Source organism: Paenibacillus sp. FSL P2-0089 (assembly GCF_038595095.1).
Classification (GTDB): domain Bacteria; phylum Bacillota; class Bacilli; order Paenibacillales; family Paenibacillaceae; genus Paenibacillus_AQ; species Paenibacillus_AQ silagei.
Genome location: NZ_CP152006.1, coordinates 2,495,531 through 2,515,695 on the forward strand (window position 1 = coordinate 2,495,531; position 20,165 = coordinate 2,515,695).

A 20,165-nucleotide genomic window follows, 5' to 3' on the forward strand; every position below is an offset into this window, starting at 1 on the left:
ATGGAGACTAAGAAGGATAAAATCAAATCCTTATCAAGGGAACAGCTCGCAGGACTAATTACAAAGTCCAGAGACAGCAAAAAAAGGGATATTGAGCGGGCCGCCAGAACCTCGAATGCGTTCAGCCAGTCCTTTTCACAGCAAAGACAATGGTTTATGGAGCAGTTCATGAACGGTGGCGTATTTAATGTCCCGCAGTCCTATCGGCTCAAAGGCGATATAAGACTTAATATTCTGGAAGATGTGCTCAATGCAGTCGTTGAGAAGCATGAAAGTCTTAGGACAGTGTTCAACACGATAGATTATATCCCGTCACAGATTATCAAGCCGTATGAAAGGTTCCAGCTGGATATTATTTATTTGGAAGAATCCGACCCTTCTTTGAGAGCTGCCAAGATCAAGGAGATGAACAGCGAAATCGCAAGACGGCCCTTTGATTTGACCGTAGGCCCTTTATGGCGGTTCTATGTGTTGATATTGTCTGAAGAAGAAATCGTATTGACCCTTTCCCTTCATCATATTATCTGTGATGGCTGGTCCTTTGGTGTAATCATGAATGAAATTGCCAGTGCCTATCGGGACAGGCTTCACGGACAAGTTACCCGTTCATTGCTGCAGGTACAATATGTCGATTATTCGGAATGGCAGCGTAAAAGAATTGAAGGCGGCCAGCTGGATGATCAGCTGGAGTATTGGATTGGCAAGCTTAAAGATGCACCAAAGGCCATTCATTTACCCTACGATTATAGAAGGGGCAGCACACAGACTTATCGGGGAAGGACGGAATACTTTTTCATTGAAACAGAAGCAGTGAAGGCAATGAGCGACAGATGTGTGCAAATGAATGGCTCGATGTACCATATGATGATGTCCGCGCTAACCCTTCTGATGCATGGCTACAGTCTGGATAATAAGCTCTGTATTGGAACACCGGTTGCCAACAGAAACCAGCTTGAATTGGAGAAATTAATCGGCCTATTCATTAATACGGTAGTGATCCAAAGTGAAATAGCCAGCAGCATGACCTTTGCAGAGTTATTCACCCAGGTTAGAGACCATTGCATGGAAGCCTTTAATCATGCGGAGATTCCGTTTGAGCAAGTGGTAACGGGCCTAGATATTGAACGTCAGATGCAGCATTCACCAGTGTTCCAGGTGCTGTATGTTCAGACCGAGGAGTCGATGCTGAGTGTTAGTATTCCGGGAATTGAGGTTGAAGTACTCCCAGTATCGGTAGAGACGGCACAATTCGATTTGTCGTTGTACGCAACCATTCTGAAGAATGGAATATCTGCAGGGTTCGAGTACAATACGGATCTGTTCGCCCAGGATACCATTCTGCAGATGATTGAGGATTTCAAGCTATTAATCCAGTTGATTACTGAGAATCCTGACCGGACCATCGGTGAATTCGTCTCCTCTCTATCGCGTAAGAAAGTAGTGATGACGGTCGTCTCCTCCTTCGAATCCGGGCCGGTAGGAGAGCCGATGGAATTCTGGCTGGATAAGCTCCGGATCGACTATAAGCTGCAATTCGCACCATATAGCCAGGTGTTCCAGCAATTGATTGATGATACGGGACTGTTATGCAGAAGCAGTCAGGGCATCGGCATCCTGTTACTCCGTTTGGAGGACTGGATTCAAGGAATGGATGCTAAGGATGCTAGGCTTGAAGCCGTGCTGACGGACAATGCGAACCGGTTCATCCAATATGCCTGTAGCTTTGTGAACAAGCATCAGTCCAAGGTCATCCTATATCTGTGTCCGGCATCGGATAAAGTCAATCAGATGAATGAAACAAAGCGGCTCATTCAACAGTCGGAGCAAAAAATAGCTGCGGAATGTACGAAAAACGGGAATATTTCTGTACTTCATGGAGACGAAATCGCTGTGAAATATAAGCTTAGTGAGTATAACGACGGTCTTGGTGATGAAGAAGGGCATGTTCCTTATTTAAGAGAGTATTACACGGCGATGGGCACAGAACTGGTCATGAGTATTTACAATACAGCACTGCAGTCAACGGGCTGAATGATGAGAGGATGCTGAAGTTATGACATTAAAAGAGATTGTTGCGGATATTCTGGCCATACCGGACAAAGAAACGATTCACGAAGACTTGTCACCGCAAAATGCTCCGGAATGGACAAGCCTGAAGCATATCAAGTTAATCACAACTATTGAAGATACCTATAAGATCAAGTTCTCCTTCAAGGAAGTGAAAAGCCTGAAAAATCTTGCCGCCTTTATAACGGTCTTGAAGAGCAAAGGAGTAAGCAATGAAATCTTTGAATAATGCCATTTCCGGGCAGGCGGTTCTGGCGGGAAGCACTAGTGATCATGATCTGGAAAGAATGCTGTTGATCCGTCAATATGAGCTATCGGTCCTCGGGCTTTTTTCAAGCGGACATGTCACAGGGACCACTCATACCTGCATGGGACAAGAATATATCCCGGTAGCGTTGAATCCGTTCATTGAAGAAGAAGACTTTGTGATCAGCAATCACCGGGGGCATGGGCATTATATTGCCAGATATGGGGATGCCCAGGGCTTGCTGGCAGAGGTCATGGGCAAACAAGGCGCCGTATGCAATGGAATCGGAGGAAGCCAGCACATTCGCAGAGACCGTTTTATATCTACAGGGGTTCAGGCCGAAGGCATAGCGGTAGGCACAGGAATCGCCTGGAGTTATAAATACAAGCAACAAGATAATCTGGTATTTGTCTATATTGGAGACGGAACCTTTGGCAGGGGCTGCGTGTACGAAAGCTTGAACTTTGCCGGCATATGGAATCTCCCGATGGTTATCGTTGTAGAGAACAATGGAATAGCAATATCAACCCAGCAAAGCTACAGCATGTCGGGAAGTATAGAAGGCCGGGTACGGGGGTTCGATCTTGATTATCTGTGCATCCGGAGCAAAGCTGTGAATGAAATAAGAGAACAGACTGGTGACGCTATACACCGTGTCCGCAAGGAATCCAAACCCCTGGTCATTGAATTTATAACAGATCGGGTCGCGTCCCACAGTAAAGGTGATGATACTAGAAGTGCTGATGAGCTTGAAAGAGTCCGGGAGAATTACTGGTACAACCAAATGAAAGCCAGCGATAAGGCAAGGGTAGATAAGCTTGAAGAAGCTGTCCGGAATCAAATGCAAACGCTGCAGAAGCTTGTCATACACAGAGAGGGAGCCGAATGGGTGGACTATGAAAAAAGAAAAAATAAATGAGAATTTGAGACATGCCATTCATCAACTGATGTGTGAGGACGAGGCAGTCGTTGTAATCGGGGAAGATGTACGTGAGCCTTATGGGGGTGCCTTCAAAATCAACAAGGGATTATCTGATGATTTTCCGGACAGAGTGATTGGCACGCCGATAAGTGAAGAGGGATTTGTCAACATGGCAAGCGGAATGGCAATCATGGGCCACAAACCGATCGTGGATATGATGTTTTCGGATTTCACTACACTGGCATTTGACCCTCTGCTCAATTTTGCGTCCAAGTCGGTAACCATGTACGGGGACAAGCTGGATCTCAGCATGATTGTCAGATGTGCGAATGGCGGTTACAGGGGGTACGGACCCACACACAGCCAAAGCATGCAAAAATACTTCATGGGCATCCCGAATCTAAGCGTGTATGAGCTGTCTCCTTTTCATGATAATTATTATGTGTTTAACCGGATGTTGAGTGAGAAAAATCCTTGTATTTTTTTTGAAGAAAAAATAATATATTCCCAGTACAGGTATGAAAATGGCGTAATCGATGAACTTTTCAACTATTCCTTTAAAGGTGACCATGAGAACTGGGCAGTCGCCAGTATAGAAGAAAACAGTGTACCGGATGTTCTGATCCTTTGCCCCGGAGGCTTGGCTTCCATGTGCATGAAAGTGGCTGAAAAGCTGATTATGGCGGATGAAATTGAAGTTAAGGTAGCGGTACCTTCCAAACTGTATCCCTGCGGAATCGAGGCCATTATTGAAGATGCGGTTGCAGCCGGCAAGATTCTCATTGTGGAAGAGGGGACCAGCGGGCATACCTGGGGCGAAGGGATAGCGGTCAAATTATATCCATATCTCAATAAGCAGAAGGATGGAGCCATTGAGCTCTTAAGTTCTTCTGACAGCATTATTCCTGCATCCAAGTATTATGAAAGCCAGGTACTGGTAGGGGAACAGGACATTTATGAAAGTGTACTGAAGCTGATGAAAATTGCGAAAGAAGGATAACGGAGGCGGGTATGAGACCAATTGTTGTTCCACAATTAAATGCGAATGATAACAGCTGCTTGATCCAGAACTATTATTGCGCTGAGGGCGAATTCATTCATTCCGGTGATCTAATTACTACCCTGGAGACCTCCAAGGCAGCTATTGATATCGAATGTGAAGCAGACGGCTATTTTTATCCTGCGGCTAAAGAACAAACCGATGTGAGAACCGGCGAGGTTATTGCCTTTGTTTTTGAGTCCCTCCAAGAGATGAATACATACAAGGAATTATCCGTGGGCAGTGCCACAGCAGAAAGCACGGTCAGTTACAAACTTTCCAATCAGGCAGAAGCGTTTGCCGCGTTGCACCAATTTTCGCAGCAGGAGCTGTCAGCCTTAAATAAGAAATTGATTAAATTAAGTGACTTGGAAGAGCTGCTGAAGCAAAGAATCGATGGGGATGAGGCCCGGATTCTCTTGAGTAAGAATCAAAAACAGGTCTCTAAAACAGTAGCCGAATCGCATACGAATATTCCAAACGCCTTTTTATTAATGAAAGTATATTGTGATGAAGCTCTAACCGGAATGCGGGAAATCGGTGAGCAGCTTGAGGCCATTGTGGGGTTTGGAGAAGTATTACCGGTGCTGCTGGTATCGATCAAGGATGAATTCCCGTTAATGTACGGAAAGCTGAAGGATGAAAATACATTTATTCCTGCTGATGAAGTCAACGTCGGTGTGACCATCGATGTGGGGACAGGTCTCTACATTCCGGTAATTAAAGCTGAACATGCTGGAAGGATTGAGCATACTGCAGAAATAATGATGGAATATAAATATAAAGCCTTAAGAAGCAGTTTTGCTGAAACGGATCTGATGGGCGGAACGATAACGATTAGTCTGAATACAAGCGCCGATGTTGTCAGTGTCATTCCCATCATTCTGCCGGGCCAGACCGGGATGATCTCCGTGGGTGCGGTAATGAAGGAATTGGTCCTGAAGGAAGGGACGGTGGCAGAAAGAAGCTATATCAATCTTGGCCTGGCGTACGATCATCGTGTAGTGAACGGATTCTATGCGGTCGAATTTTTGGCGCGGCTGAAGAGCAAGCTTGAACATTTTGAGATCAATGTGTAAGGTGTGAGCCCGGAAGTGGAGAGTGAAGGAGGAGGATGTAGTGAGTGACATGCCGCACAATATTTATGTATTGTCCAGCTTCACTGCTGATTTACTGGAAGACTATCTTGAAGAAGATATCAAGGAACTCGGGCTTCAGTCCAAAATTGAAACCGGACCTTATAATCAGATCATATCCCAGTGCATGGACCCGGACAGCTTATTATTTCAGAAGAAACCGGATTATGTAGTCATCTGGACCCGGTTGGAAGATATTATAGGCCGGAAAGATTTCTATCGGAAAGAGAGCTTTAATTCATGCAAGGCTGATCTGTCGATGTTGATCGAAGCCGTTCTGCAGGCCAAGGCGGCACTCCGCTGCAAGCTGATTTTTATGCTCCCTCCTGTCTATGAGAACAGACCGCTGGGAGTCGGTGACCTGCAAATTGTGTACGGTGCAATGGAAACGTCCATGATGCTGCGAAAGTTTATGATGGATAAGCTTAGATTCGTTGAAGGCATATACCTGGCAGACGGGGAAGAGCTGGTCCGCAGATACGGCGCAGATCAGAGCTATCACATGGGCATGTATGCTTTTGCCAAAGCTCCTTATGTGAATAGCATCTACAAAGAGGCTGCAAGACAGATTAGCCGAATCATCAAGCTGGATCTGAGCAATAAGCGCAATATCCTTGTCTTTGATGCGGATGTCCTATTGTGTGAGCAAGAGGAACAAGCAGGAGACGCAGTTCTTCATGAATTGGATGAGCAAAGAGTGGTTACGGATGATTCCTACCTTTTATTTCAGCGCTATCTGCAGGAACTTGTAAGCTGGGGAAATGAAATCATGCTGTGTTCAAGATCCGCTCCAGGACAATTGAATGCCATATTGGACAGGGAAGATCTCATCCTCACCAAGCAAGAATGTAAGTATATGAGCTGTGAGTGTGAAACGATAACAGAAGCAATCCTGCAAATACATAGAGAACATGGCGTTTCACTGGATCAATTCATTGTACTGGATACGAAAGAGCTGTACTTAAACGGAATACGCCAGCTGCTGCTGCCGGAGGATTCTACACTTTGGATGCAGAGCGTAGAGGCCTCGGGGATTCTGGATTATATATCCGCTGAAGCTTCCCGTTACAGCAATGGCGAAGATGTCTTGGCAGACAACACTGAGGAATACAGTCTGGAGGAATTCCTTCAATCCATCCAGCTGGAAGTCACTCTACGGGAAATCAATGAGCTGCAGGCCGAACAGATCGAGCATATCCTCCATAATACCAAAGACTTCAACCTGACAGGATTACTATGGACACAGGAGGAAATCATCGGAGCGCTTAACGGGGATAATCAATTGATTTATTCCGTAAAGGTACAAGACAGATTTGGAGATTACGGCATGGCCGGTACCATCATTGGGACAGTTGATAAGAAGAGCTTCAAGGTTGACGCTCTGCTCTTAAATTGCCGGGTGCTCGGTAAAAATGTTGAATATCATTTAATGAAGGAATTAGCCAATAGAATTAGAGAACACCAGTGTGACTCTATAGTGTTCCACTATCAATCCAGCGGCAGGAATGAGAGTGCGGCTCAATTTCTGGCCAGGATTACCCGCACCGACTTGAAGCGTGTTCACACAGGTGAAGCCCTGACAATTTCTTGTGAAAAGCTCGAGGATTATGCGAATGAAGCACTCCACCCTAACAAAGCAGACCAAGAACCGGATATTCCAGACAAACCGCACAAGGCAGACCGCAGCTTCGACCCCTACCAGTTCATTTTCAACAGATGGAATAAGCTGGATGAAGCCGAAAAAGATCAAATTAACGATCTGGTTAGTCATACGCAGTCTATTGAAGAAATAATGAGGGCGATTGCGGATTCGAAAATGAAAACAAGAACAGGCGTTAAGGCTGAATATCTGCAGCCGAGAACGGAAACGGAGCAAAAAATTGCCGCCCTGTGGGCAGATATTCTTAACGTTGACAAAGTAGGAGTTTTGGATAACTTTTTCGAACTTGGCGGAACCTCCATCATGGCGGCCCAGCTCATTGTAAAGTTCAAGAATGCCTTTGATATGATGCTGCCGGTGCGGATTTTCTTCGACAGTTCGTCCATTGAGCAAATGGCGATGTATATTGAAGCGGTCAAAAGCGAGCAAAATAAACAGGATATCAATGAATCCGCCGTAAGTAATTTTCGCTATAAGACCCGGGAATTCTTGAAAAATGAGGTGTGGCTGGACGAGGAAATTACCGGAGCAAAGGAACTTCAAGCGTGGGATCATACCCGGATCCATAACGTCCTTTTGACCGGTGTGACGGGATTCCTGGGGGCATTTCTGCTGCAGGAGCTTATCGCTATGACAGATTATCATATGGTGCTGCTGGTCCGTGCGGACAGTGTGCAGAGCGGCTACGAGAGAGTTGTGGCTAATATGGAAATGTACCATTTATGGGACGAAGCTTACAGAAGCAGAATAGAAGTCTGCACGGGCGATCTTGCCAGACCTTTGCTCGGACAACAGCTGCAGGATTTCAACGAATTGGCAGTCCGAATCGATTCCATCTATCATGCGGGCGCTATCACTAATTTCCTGGAACCGTATAACAAGATTAAAGATGTTAACGTACAGGGAGTTCAGGAGATTTTACGTCTGGCATCCACTCATAAGTTAAAGCAGGTACATTACGTGTCAACTCACTATGTATTCTCTACGCTCTCACACGAAAACGGCTATATCGCATACGAGGATACAATTCCGTCCGACCATGAGGTGCTTGTACTGGGATATCAGCAGAGTAAGTGGGTTGGCGAGAGAATTATAGCTCTGGCCAAAGAGAGGGGCATTCCGGTAAGTATCTACCGCGTCGGCAGAATATCCGGCTCCAGTACCACAGGGGCATGTCAAACCAGAGATATCATGTGGCTTATGATCAAAAGCTGTGTAGAGGCAGGAGTATTGTTCGAGGAGAATGTGAATATAGAATTTATTCCAGTGGATTATGTCAGCAAGTCTATTGTAGCCTTGTCCACCCAAGCGGGATCAAGCAACAAAAACTTCCATATTGTCGCCAGTAAAATGAACACCCTAAACCAAGTGTATACCTGGATGAATTCGTACGGGTTCAAGGTTGAAAAAATGCCGTATGAGCAGTGGAAGGATGAATTGGTGGACAGAGTTGCCGCGAATCCTAATCTGAATACCACCAAGGCTATGTTGCCGTTCATTCCGGAAGATATGGGGGAATGGGATGTGGAAATAACGTATGACATTACCAATGTTACCAAAGGCTTGAGTGAAACTACAATCACATGCCCTGAGGTAGGAGAGGAGGTGTTCAACCGGTATTTGGATTACTTTGTGAAGACAAAGTATTTTCAATTCACCCGTTGAGGGCAAGTGAAGGATCAGAAAGTATACATTATATGATTTTATACGAGGAGGAACAATGATGAAGGAAAGATTGGATGTAATTACAGCAAAAAAAATGAGCCTGTACACTAGCGGGATGTGGGTCTCCCTGCTCATAGGCTTGCTCTATATGGGAATAGGCATTCTGATGCCTATTGATCCGGCGGAGAAATACAGAGGAACGGAATTCTATGAGCAAATTGCTGCCCATCCGTTTATTCCGCATTTATGGAGATATATCTTCGTAGCGATCGGCTTCTTGTCCATCTACTGGATATCGACGGCAGTTTCAACATTGAGATCCAAAAGCTATGAATGGGAAGGCTTTTACAAATGGGTAACCATTGTTGGTTATGGCGGCGCGGGCTTGCTGTCCCTGGAGTGGATGAGAGAAATATTTATTATGAAGGTTATGACTTTGTATTCCACAGGCAATGAAATGTACCGGGTAGCCTTGGAAGTAGCAGCTTTCCCGCTCGACCCTGACTTTATCTGGATGTTTGGCGGCTTTGGATTATGGTATCTGGTGACTTCGCTGTTGGGCAAAAGAAATCAGGTTTTCTCCTCCAAGCTCAACATTTTGGGCATTATCGTCGGACTGGATTTGATCATCACCATGGTTTTTGCAATGACGGATACGATCATTTATTTCGATGGCGGTCAGATGACCGTTATGCAGATTACGGCTCTCCTCGGCGGTATTATGGGGGCTGTGTATCACATCTGGATGTTCTTTGATATGAGAAAGAATAAAGCGATGTTCGAAAAAAGCATTACCACCCTGCTGGAGCATAAAAAGAGCGCGGCATAAACGATGAAACCAACCTTAACTAAAAACAGGCTCGGCTTTTCTCTCAAGGGCCTGATTATTCTTTTGCTGGTATTGCTTCCTAATCTGTTATTTTACGCATTTGCGGTAAACGGAACTGCCGGAACCGGGGCAGCCTTCGACAACAGGGTTGAAATCCTTAGTTATATTGAACGTTCGAGCCAAATATTATTAATGCTTGTATTAATATTTCGCGTAAACAAAAGCTCTCCGTCATTGCAAAGCAAATATGTGTTTGGAATGGCCGTATTTTTACTGCTCTATTACGCTTTATGGATTCGTTATTTTGCGGGCGGGATGGACTATACCTTGATCAGCGGGACTTTTTTCGTATTCATGGGGATGTCCATCTTCCCGTCCGTGTATTTCGCATTAGCAGAGAAATGGCTGGGGGATCATTTGGGAGTAGGGGTCGCCATTACCTTTGGGGTATTCCACACCCTTAACACCTATCTGAATTTTGCAGCTTAATGAGAAGAGTGGAGGATAACATGAAACAAGAGGTTAAACCATGGTTTTTTTTCAAAAGAAACGCCGATAAGTCTGAGATCAGATTACGTTTGTTTTTGTTCCCTCCAGCCGGTGGAGATGTTTCAACCTTTTTGCACTGGGAAGAGCAGATGCCGCGGGATGTGGAGACCTGCTTGGTCAGGCTGCCGGGCAGGGGGGCCAGAATAACGGAGCCGGCCATTGATAATGTGGATATACTTACAGATCTATTGCTTCAGGAAATGAAAGAGTACACTGATGTGCCGTACGTGTTGTTCGGGCATAGCATGGGAGGGCTGGTCTCCTATGAGCTGACGCAAAAAATATATAAACAGGGGCTTAGCTTACCGGAATATGTAATTATATCAAGCATGAAAGCACCCAACTATATGAACAAGTTCACGGAGAGTCTGACCGAAGACGGAAATGACAAATTATATCTGAAAAGCAACGCTGAATTTATGGATACAATCATCAGTCTTGGCGGAATCCCGGACGCTTTCAGTGAAAACAGAGAGTTTCTGGAATTAATCCTGCCTACCTTTAGAAAAGATATGAAAATGTGTGAAACGTATAATCCTGAGAGTGCGCAAGCCGTCCCGGTGTCATTTGATATCTATGGCGGGAACCGCGATAGCATTGCTACTAAGAAAGAACTAGAGGGATGGAAGAAATACACCACCCAAAAATACGCACTCACCCTCTTTCAGGGGAACCATTTTTATTTTATGGATAATCCCAATATGCTTCTGTTCCATCTGCGCAATAAATTAATGGATATAGGGAATAAGCTTACGGATCAAGCTCAGAGAGAGGCACTATAACACCAGCTTGCCATTTAAAAAGAGTGGAGGATGAAAGATGAATGTGATTCAAATCGATAACCTGGTCAAAAAATTTGGTGACTATACCGCAGTAAACGGACTCAATCTGTCCATTGAAAAAGGTGAGGTGTTTGGTCTGTTAGGCCCGAATGGAGCCGGCAAGAGTACCACGATTAATCTGGTATGCGGCCTGCTGCATGCGACATCGGGGAACATCAGGCTATTCGGAAATAAGGTGGAGGATGAGAAAAGAAAGCTTGGCTTTGTCCCGCAAAACATTGCCCTGTATGACAATTTCACTGCGTATGAGAACGTTAAGTTCTTCGGTGAGCTGTATGGACTGAAGGGGAAAGAATTGGAGAATGGAATTGATGAAGCCTTGGAATTCACAGGCTTGTCCGATGTCAAACGTAAAAAAGCGAAGACATTCTCCGGCGGGATGTTAAGACGATTGAATATTGCCACTGCTTTGGTCCATCAACCGCAGATTCTTATTATGGATGAGCCAACGGTCGGGATTGATCCGCAGTCCAGAAACCACATCCTGAAGTCTGTCCAGCGGTTAAATGAGAAAGGCGTGACGATTGTCTACACAACACATTATATGGAGGAAGTTGAAGCGATCTGTAATCGCATAGCCATTATTGACAAAGGCCAGGTCATTGCTTCGGGTACAAAGAAAGAATTAACAGATCTGATCAGTGATAAGAAATCTCTGCAGTTAACCGTTGATGATGCTCTTGAACTGGATAAGGAAGCAATCTCCCATATTGATGGCGTGGTTAATGTGGAAATCAATGACAACCTAATCCAGGTGGAGTCGTTAAAAGAAAATGATAACTTGAATGCAATTATTGCATACGTAAACAGCAAAAATGTGAAAATCAGAAGTATCGGCACCACAGATGTTACGTTGGAAACCGTATTCCTGACATTGACAGGGCGCAAATTACGCGACTGACCATAGAGTCTAGAGGAAAGGAAGATCATATGTTTCAGATCATAAAGAAAATCATTAAAAATCAAATCAGAAATCCAAAGTGGTTATTATTCTTGATGATATTCCCTATCTTTTTAATGATTCTGATCGGTTCGATTCTAACGAGTGCTTTCTCCGATAAATCAAACCTGACCAAGGTTGACGTTGCGTTGCTCAATCAATCGGAAGGAATGGCAGCCGAGGTTATTGATGCCTTAACCACAGCTTCTGTATCCATCGAAAAAGATTACGGGATCAAAATGGGCTACACCGGCTCAGAGAAAGAAGGAAAAAAAGAGGCGCGGGTGAACAAAAAAGTATTCGTGCACCTGGATAAGGAGAAGATCCTGGTCTACGGAAATGAATCGGAGCCGTTAAATACAGCGAGAGTGGTAGCCTTATTCCGCAGCGTGGCCAGCAGCATTCAGACGGTTAAGGAAGCCTATAAAATAGACGGGGAAAAAGCGATTGAATTGATTGGCGCGGATAATGCCACGTATGAAGTGCCTGTAGAGCTGATTCCCTCCAAAAGTGCCATGAGCTCCTATGATTATTATGGAGTGGTGGAATTAACGCTTATGGTGATGTATATGATGCTGATTCCCATTGGGGATCTGTTTACGGATAAAAGAACCAAAATCAAAGAGAGAATTTTACTTACAGGACTTAGCAGAGTGAAGTATTATCTCGCTTCCTTGGCCGCGTACTCTATTTTTGCCTTTGTGGTATTTATTCCAGCCTTTATTTTCTCAATAACCTACTTGGACGTAAACTGGGGCAATTATTCTTTATTCATGTACCTGTATATTGTTTTATTTGCCATCTTCAATGTAGCTCTAGGCATGTTAGTGGCCCAATTATTAAAAGCGCGCGGCAAAGTGGATGTGATTCTTTCCGTGATTATCCTGCCGATTTTCTCCTTTCTCGGGGGATCGTATACACCATTTCCTTACGATATGGACGGTGTATTCGGCAAAGTCTTGCTGGTCTCCCCGTTACGATGGGTGAATATTGGTATTTTAAAAAGTACCTACGCGCATGACAACCAAATGATATGGGTAAGCTCTTCCATATTTCTCCTTTTAATATTCGTCAGTCTATTTATCGTTGTTGCCAAAGAAAAGAAGGAGGAATTAAGAGCATGAGAACATTTTATGCATTAATAAAAAATAACTTAAGAATTACGATAATGCATAAACCGATTTCTTTTCTGTTAATGACCATCACTCCGATTATCGTCTTAATCATTGCCAGTAAAATGGTCAGTTACTCGACAACCTTTGTAAACGTGGGTATTGTGGATGGAGATAAAACCCGGGCCTCGGAAGCCATCACCCAAATTGTTGACGGCCTGGAGGGCATCAAGGTCTTCAAGATGAATGAGAATGAAGTGGAGGCCAATTTTCAAAGTAATAAAATAAATACAGCTTTGGTCATCCGCAGCGGATTCCAGGATGGGTTGTTAAATAATTCTATCGATCAGCTTGTGGTGAAAGGAAACGAAGAGCAAAACGTATATACGTTGCTTCAGGCTATCCTCAAAAATCATTTGCTCAATTTGCGCAACTTGGGCAAGATTTCAGGGGGGGATGCTGCTGTATTCGAGAATGCGGTAGGCAATTATATCGCCAGCTCTGAGTTCGTGGAGAAAACCTCTCTTAACGATTTGTATACGGAATACAACAACTCCAATATCTTTGTCGGTTTTTTGATCTTGTTTATTTTCTTCAATTCCTCGGCCATAGCGAATGTAATTAATATTGACCGGGAGCGCAATATTTACTCCAGGATCTTCCTCTCTCCGGCCAAAGTATGGATGTATTATCTGTCCAATGTACTCTGCAATCTGGTCATCACCGCCTTTCAAATTCTGGCCGCAATCCTCAGCATGGAATACTTCACGAATACCTCCATTGGCGTGGAGCCCAGTGTGCTGTTCTTGATTCTCTTCCTGACGGCTATGGTGGCTGTCTCCTTGGGGACATTCTATGTTTCCATTACGGAAGAGGCGGATGCTGCTTCCATGATTTCCAATTTTGCGAACCTGCTGATTGTTATCCTGGGCGGCTGCTTTATTCAGGTGGAACTGTTTCCTAAATTAATCAATGCCATTTCCTATATTTCACCGGCAAGATGGGCTATGGGAAGTATTCTGGATTTACAGCAAGGATTAACCTTGGGGGATATAGCTGGCAAGGCGTCTTTACTTGGCGGCATGGCAGCGGTGATTCTAGCCATATCGGTCATCATAACCAGCAAGCGGGAAAAGAAATTCAGAAGTCTCTCCTAAAGTGGCAACGAATTCAACTAGACAAGGATAGGAAGATAACTATGGCAGAACTCTATTATATTAATATCGAAGACCCCATAAGTGCTGAAGATTATCAGACGTTACTGGGCGCATGTGCTTCAGACAAAAGGGAAGCCCTACACAAATTCAGATTTGAGGCAGACCGGAAAAGAAGCTTGTACGGGGATGTGCTGGCCAGATTCATGATCGCCAAGAAAACTGGAGTTACGATGAAAGACATTAAATTTGACAAAAATCCATACGGAAAACCTTATGTAAAGGATCAGAATGAGGTATTTTACAATATATCTCATTCTGGAAAGTATGTAGTCTGCGGATTAGATACTGAGGATATTGGCATAGATATTGAAGAAATCCGGGACATTGATTTGGATATTGCTAAACGCTTCTTCCATGTCAAAGAATATGAGGATATCATTTCTCGGGAAATAGGAGAGCAGGTTCATTCGCTATATGATTACTGGACGTTAAAAGAAAGTTATATTAAGTTTTTGGGAGTCGGGCTGAGTAAGCCGCTGAACTCATTTTATTTCATGATTAACGGAGAATCCGTACAGCTCTGCTCCCAAGAAGACCATAGAGTTTATTTTAACCGTTACTTGCTGCAGGATAATTACAGGCTTGCCGTTTGTGTAAGCACACCTGATCTTATCCATATGGAAAAAATATCACTTCATGACCTTGTAGCCTACATTAAGAGTGAAAGTTAATGGATAAAATCTGGTAAGGAGTCCCTGGCATGAAGAAAATAGTTGCGATTTCCGGAGCATTAAGCACTTTGTTTTTTTTGATACATCTTATAGTGGCCTGTATCTATTACGCAGGAATCATGCCGTATGGATATATTCATATGACCATCGGCGGAATTCTGTCCATTGTCATGTCCGTCCATATGCTTTCCGCTATCTTCCTGATGGTGAAAAATCGCCAAAGGGATAAACAGGCCAAGCAATATCCGCAGCTCAATATGGGCACTGTAATCCAGTCCGCAACAGGTATTTTCACAGGGATATTTTTATTGGTGCATATCCTGGTGATTGAATTAAGTAAAAGGATAGACGGGACTGTGTTTAATATTATTTATGTTTCAGCAGAGTTTTTGTTTCTCTTAACTGTAGGTCTGCATATGGCCATCAGCGTGCCCAAGCTCTTTATATCCATGGGAGTCATTAAAAAACGGGAGAATTACCCGCTCTTCATCAGAGGGACCTACGTCTTCTTAGCCTTGGTGCTGGTGATGTATATGGGTTCCCAAATTATGTTCTGGGCAGCATAGACAGCCGGGTGAACCTTGTTGTCTGAGGGAGAGAGAGGAGTGTCAGCATTCGGATGAAGAATATACTTGTAATGGGCAGTGGCCTGGCCGGAATGACGGCAGCGCTGAAGCTTGTGGAAGAAGGAGCAGCTGTTACCTTGGTGTCACCGGCGTATTCAGAGAGAGCACAGTCTGTAATGGCCATGGGCGGAATTAATGCTGCTTTGAATACCAAGCAAGAAAATGATTCGGTAGATGAGCATTTTGCGGATACTATGCGGGGAGGCAGTGATCTTAATGACCCTGAAGCCGTGGCTAATCTGGTACAGAGGGCTCCGGAGATCATCCGCTGGCTTGAAGAAATCGGTGTGAATTTCACCCGGGATGAGAAGGGCAGAGTGGATCTACGGAATTTCGGCGGACAAAAAAAGAAACGTACTGCCTACGCCGGTGCGCGTACCGGTAAACAAATTGCCACAGCTATCATAGCTAAATCCCGGAAATATGAAGCTGCTGGCCAAATCAAGCGGCTGACGGGTTGGAGATTCCACTCCCTATTAATAGAGGGTCAGGAATGTGCGGGTGCTGTTCTGTTGCACGAAAACACGAACGAACTGCAAAGCCTGGTTGCCGATGCTGTGATTATGGCCGTCGGAGGGCCGAATGGCGTTTTCGGAAAAACTACCGGCTCCAGATTAAATGATGGCTATGCTGCGGGAATGCTGCTTGAACAAGGGGTCGAATTTTCCAATCTGGAGATGATTCAATATCATCCTACAACAGTACATACCCCTTCCAAACGTATGCTGATTACGGAGGCTGCACGTGGCGTCGGAGGAAGATTGTACGTCATCAAAGAGGGGCAGCCCTGGTACTTCATGGAGGAGTGGTTTCCGGGATATGGGGCATTAATGCCGCGTGATGTGGTGAGTCAGAGTATCTATAGAGTATGTAATGAGATGAAGCTGGGCATTAACGGGAGCCAGGAGGTTTATTTGGATGTCTCTCATCTGTCCCCGGAAATTATTGATGTACAGTTAGACGAAGTTGTCAGCATCTGTTCGAAATTCTTAAAGGTCAACCCGTATAAGGAACCCATTCCGGTTGCTCCAGGGATTCATTACTTTATGGGGGGAATCAAGACGGATAAGAATCACACAACGAATCTAGCGAGACTTTTTGCCGCAGGAGAATGCTCCGCTCAATATCATGGGGCAAACAGACTGGGCGGAAATTCGTTACTAGGCGCGATTTGTGGAGGATGGGTTGCAGCCGAAAGCTCTCTAAGGGTCGGCCCAATCGATACTGCTGCCGCAGAAAAAATAGGTGAACAGCAGCTGGAGACAGCAAATCAGGAGCTGCAGCATTGGGAGAAGAGGGCGAACACTTCTATAAAAGGCTATTTTCAGATCAAACAAGAATTATCAGAGCTTATGTACGGCGCCATGGGTATATATAGAAAAGAGAGACAGCTGCTTGAAGCCAAAAAAAGGCTGGAGGAAATGAACAACGACAGCGCAGAGTCATGGTATCATCATCATTTTTATGAATACAAAACTTTATCAGCCAATATTGTATTGGCAAGGGGAATGGTCGAGTCGGCATTGGCCAGAAAAGAGAGCCGGGGGGCACATCAGAGAATCGATTATAGTGAAAAAAATGATACACAATTCAAGAAATCTACGAATGCAGTATTTCTGAATAATAGTATCTGCATTGAGTTTAATTAAGAAAAGAGGCAGTACTATGAGTATCAGGATTAATATCAAGCGGCAGGAAGATGCAACGAAGGAAGCGTACTGGCAGAATTTTGAGTACTCAGGTGAATTACATGTATCCATAGGGACTCTAATTAATAATATGAATAGTGAAATGCTGGAAAGGGACGGGGGAGAGCGGCCGATACGCTGGGACTGCAGCTGTGAACAGGGACTGTGCGGAGCATGTGCAATGGTGGTTAATGAGAAGCCGGTACTGTCCTGCCAATTATTTTGCGATGATCTGGTACAAGAGAACAATGAAATTACGATTCATCCCCTAAGTAAATTCCCGGTCATAAGCGATTTGGCAGTGGACCGGAGTCAAATGTTCGAAGTGATGAAGGACATGAAGCTATGGCTGGAAGAACCGGCAAAGGTTAGAACCGCCAATTTAACGCTGCAATATGAAGTGTCCCAATGTCTGATGTGCGGCAGTTGTCTGGAGGTCTGCCCCAATTATAGCCTGGGTGAATTATTTACTGGAATGTCCTCCGCGATGTCGATGACTAATCTGACCTTATTAAGTGAGGACAAAGCCTATAAAAAACAATATACCCAAAGAGTATATGATGGCTGTTCCAAATCTCTTGCCTGCCAGGAAGTTTGCCCCATGGACATTCCGATTGTGGAGGCGATCTCCAAAATGAATAGAGTATCGGTCTGGGGAATGTGGAACATGTTTGGGAAACATGGATAAATTGAAACTGATGAATGACATTACCAAACTACGATAGCGGAGGACACACCATGAAACAGCTCTACATCAAGCAAAAGGTATTCAGCATAGGCGAGAAGTTCACGGTGAAGGATGAGCGGGAACAGGATGTGTATTACGTGGAGGGCAGCTTCATGCGGATTCCAAAGACCTTCTTGATTATGAATGCAGGCGGAAGGGAAGTTGCACAGATTACGAAGAAGGTGTTCAGCTTTCTGCCCAAGTTCTTCGTGGAAGCGGATGGCCGTGAGGTGCTCACCATTAAGAAGGAGCTGTCGTTCTTCAAGGCGCGCTATTCGATAGATTCGGCGGATATTGAGGTGCACGGGAACTGGTGGGATATGGATTTCCAGGTCTTGCAGCGCGGGGCGGTTGTCGGGGAAGTGAGCAAGAAGTGGTTCACCTGGGGCGACAGCTACAGTGTTGAGGTGTTGAATGAGGAGCTGGAGGCGATCATCATCGCGATTGTGGTGGCGATCGATTGTGTGAAGAGTGATGAAGCCTCGGCTTCTAATCAGTAGCTATTCTTCCAACAACATAAAAGACAAATAGAGCAGCGGTTCTCCCGTTATTGGAGGATCGCTGTTTTGTATTTGGTATAAAATCATGAAACAAAATTGATAATGATAAGCATCAAAACTGATATCTTACCGCAATGAAAGCGGATACAATAAATTTGTAGTAATAACCAAGAGGGGGCAAGAAACATGAAGATCAAAAAAAAGACAATGTTACTGGCAAGCTCGGTAGTTGTACTGTCTGCCCTAATGAGCGGCTGCAGTAAAGAGGCGGCAAGCCCGGAAGCCACGCCTGCTGCCCCGGCGGCATCGGAATCCTCCCAGGAGCCTTATGTAGTCAAAATAATTATGGTGGACGATGCGGATGATGAAGCGGTGAAGGCGGTTGCCGCAGAAGCAAGCAAAATTACAGAAGCGAAGTTTAACACGACCATTGAGCTGGTCCGGTACGGCTTCAGCTCGTTCAACCAGCAAAGAAATCTGATGCTGTCCTCCGGAGAGAAATTTGACCTGATGCCAAGCCTGGGGCTGACCGTTCCGAACGCCTCCAACAGCGGCCAGGTGGTGGCGCTGAATGATCTGCTCAAGGAATACGGCAAGGATATGCTGGAGCAAATACCGCAGTCCGATTGGGATTCGACTTCGGTGGACGGGCAGATCTATGCGGTCCGCAATAATAAGGAGCTGGCCTCCGGTTATGGCTATGCCATCCCGACAGAGTATCTGGAGGCGCTGGGCACCGATCCTGCTTCGATCAAGACCGAAGAAGATTATGAGGGTCTCCTTAAGGCAGCCAAGGCAAAATTCCCGAATATGTACCCGCTCGTCTCGGATGCCGGAACCATGGGATATTATATTTCCTACAAGGATGATCTGGGAGGAGATCCCGGCGTACTGGAGGATTCCACCAAAGACAGCACGACAGTGGTGAATTGGTATACCTCGGATACCTACAAGGAGATTGTAGCGCGCCGCTATCAATGGCAGCAGGAAGGACTGCTGCTTCCGAACGGTTCAACCAACTCGGAGAGCGCGGTTAGTCTGATTAAGGCCGGGAAGGCCTTCTCATCCATCACCAACACCAAGCCCGGTGTAGAGTCCGAGATTGAGAGAAGCACAGGCAAGCCAATGACGATTATTGAACTGGTCTCCCCGTATTCTACAACCAATAATATTAACAACCTGTGGTACGTTCCCCATAACAGCGAAAAGCCGGAAAGAGCGGTACAGGTGTTAAATGAAATGTACACTAACCCTGAGCTGGCTAATATCCTGATCTATGGCGTGGAAGGCAAGAATTATGTAGTAAAAGATGAGGCCAAAGGGCTTATCGATTACCCAGAGGGCATGGATGCCGGTAACAAGACCTACAACGTTGATCCGTGGGCTTGGCCGAATGAGCTGATCTCTCATGTGTGGGCATCCGATTCCCCTACCGTGTGGGAGGATACACTGAAGTTCAACGAAGAAGCCATCAAGTCCGTGGCCAAAGGGTTTGTCTGGAACAATACGAAGGTATTGCCGGAGATTGCTGCGGTCAATAATGTGCTCTCAAAGTTTGTTAATGCACTGGATTGCGGAGATTTGAACCCTGAAGAAGTGCTCCCCCGTTTCGAGAAGGAGCTGAAGAGCGCCGGCATCGACACGATTATCGCGGAGAAGCAGGCCCAGCTTGATGCTTGGCTCGCCCAGAAGAAATAACAGCTAGTTAGCCATAAGAATGCTCCTCCG

At 45.2% G+C, this 20,165-nt stretch carries 18 protein-coding genes; all 18 read left to right on the plus strand.

Going from position 1 to position 20,165, the window contains the following annotated elements; all coding sequences use genetic code 11:
• The 18 genes from NST69_RS10090 (at position 1) to NST69_RS10175 (ending at position 20,135) form a co-directional block, all read left to right on the plus strand.
• Positions 1–2,031 carry a condensation domain-containing protein gene (locus NST69_RS10090; protein WP_342549142.1) on the plus strand — a complete coding sequence of 677 codons (2,031 nt, stop codon included), beginning with the start codon at positions 1–3 and terminating at the stop codon, positions 2,029–2,031.
• 22 nt (positions 2,032–2,053) lie between these two features.
• Positions 2,054–2,296 (plus strand): acyl carrier protein, encoded by a 243-nt coding sequence (locus NST69_RS10095; RefSeq protein WP_342549143.1) that lies wholly within the window; start codon positions 2,054–2,056, stop codon positions 2,294–2,296.
• The gene (locus NST69_RS10100; protein WP_342549144.1) at positions 2,280–3,233 is read left to right on the plus strand and encodes a thiamine pyrophosphate-dependent dehydrogenase E1 component subunit alpha; all 954 of its coding nucleotides are present in this window, start codon (positions 2,280–2,282) and stop codon (positions 3,231–3,233) included. Before NST69_RS10095 ends, NST69_RS10100 begins: the two co-directional genes overlap by 17 nt.
• Entirely contained in the window at positions 3,211–4,236 is a 1,026-nt protein-coding gene (locus NST69_RS10105) for a transketolase C-terminal domain-containing protein (RefSeq protein ID WP_342549145.1), read from the plus strand. The genes NST69_RS10100 and NST69_RS10105 overlap by 23 nt, the downstream gene beginning before the upstream one ends.
• An 11-nt stretch (positions 4,237–4,247) precedes the next feature.
• A complete protein-coding gene (locus tag NST69_RS10110; protein WP_342549146.1) occupies positions 4,248–5,354 on the plus strand; it encodes a 2-oxo acid dehydrogenase subunit E2 in 1,107 nt (368 codons plus the stop codon).
• 49 nt (positions 5,355–5,403) lie between these two features.
• Positions 5,404–8,736 (plus strand): thioester reductase domain-containing protein, encoded by a 3,333-nt coding sequence (locus NST69_RS10115; RefSeq protein ID WP_342550135.1) that lies wholly within the window; start codon positions 5,404–5,406, stop codon positions 8,734–8,736.
• 58 nt (positions 8,737–8,794) lie between these two features.
• Positions 8,795–9,565, plus strand: a complete 771-nt coding sequence (locus tag NST69_RS10120) for a hypothetical protein (protein ID WP_342549147.1) — start codon at positions 8,795–8,797, stop codon at positions 9,563–9,565.
• A gap of 3 nt (positions 9,566–9,568) precedes the next feature.
• A complete protein-coding gene (locus NST69_RS10125) occupies positions 9,569–10,054 on the plus strand; it encodes a hypothetical protein (RefSeq protein ID WP_340992294.1) in 486 nt (161 codons plus the stop codon).
• Between the two features lie 20 nt (positions 10,055–10,074).
• Positions 10,075–10,896, plus strand: coding sequence for an alpha/beta fold hydrolase (locus NST69_RS10130; protein WP_342549148.1), 822 nt, complete (start codon positions 10,075–10,077; stop codon positions 10,894–10,896).
• Between the two features lie 37 nt (positions 10,897–10,933).
• Positions 10,934–11,857, plus strand: a complete 924-nt coding sequence (locus NST69_RS10135; RefSeq protein ID WP_036724993.1) for an ABC transporter ATP-binding protein — start codon at positions 10,934–10,936, stop codon at positions 11,855–11,857.
• A 29-nt stretch (positions 11,858–11,886) separates the two neighbouring features.
• Positions 11,887–13,020, plus strand: a complete 1,134-nt coding sequence (locus tag NST69_RS10140) for an ABC transporter permease (RefSeq protein WP_342549149.1) — start codon at positions 11,887–11,889, stop codon at positions 13,018–13,020.
• Complete coding sequence (locus NST69_RS10145; RefSeq protein ID WP_342549150.1) at positions 13,017–14,165, plus strand: ABC transporter permease; 1,149 nt, start codon at positions 13,017–13,019, stop codon at positions 14,163–14,165. Before NST69_RS10140 ends, NST69_RS10145 begins: the two co-directional genes overlap by 4 nt.
• A 41-nt stretch (positions 14,166–14,206) precedes the next feature.
• Positions 14,207–14,896, plus strand: coding sequence for a 4'-phosphopantetheinyl transferase superfamily protein (locus NST69_RS10150; RefSeq protein WP_342549151.1), 690 nt, complete (start codon positions 14,207–14,209; stop codon positions 14,894–14,896).
• Positions 14,897–14,925: 29 nt separating this feature from the next.
• Positions 14,926–15,462: a hypothetical protein gene (locus NST69_RS10155; RefSeq protein ID WP_209878062.1), complete on the plus strand. Its 537-nt coding sequence runs from the start codon at positions 14,926–14,928 to the stop codon at positions 15,460–15,462.
• 53 nt (positions 15,463–15,515) lie between these two features.
• Positions 15,516–17,171: an FAD-dependent oxidoreductase gene (locus NST69_RS10160; RefSeq protein ID WP_342549152.1), complete on the plus strand. Its 1,656-nt coding sequence runs from the start codon at positions 15,516–15,518 to the stop codon at positions 17,169–17,171.
• A 16-nt stretch (positions 17,172–17,187) separates the two neighbouring features.
• Positions 17,188–17,898 (plus strand): 2Fe-2S iron-sulfur cluster-binding protein, encoded by a 711-nt coding sequence (locus NST69_RS10165; protein WP_342549153.1) that lies wholly within the window; start codon positions 17,188–17,190, stop codon positions 17,896–17,898.
• 50 nt (positions 17,899–17,948) lie between these two features.
• Positions 17,949–18,437, plus strand: coding sequence for an LURP-one-related family protein (locus NST69_RS10170; protein WP_342549154.1), 489 nt, complete (start codon positions 17,949–17,951; stop codon positions 18,435–18,437).
• A gap of 186 nt (positions 18,438–18,623) precedes the next feature.
• Complete coding sequence (locus NST69_RS10175) at positions 18,624–20,135, plus strand: ABC transporter substrate-binding protein (protein ID WP_342549155.1); 1,512 nt, start codon at positions 18,624–18,626, stop codon at positions 20,133–20,135.
• Positions 20,136–20,165 lie beyond the last annotated feature (30 nt).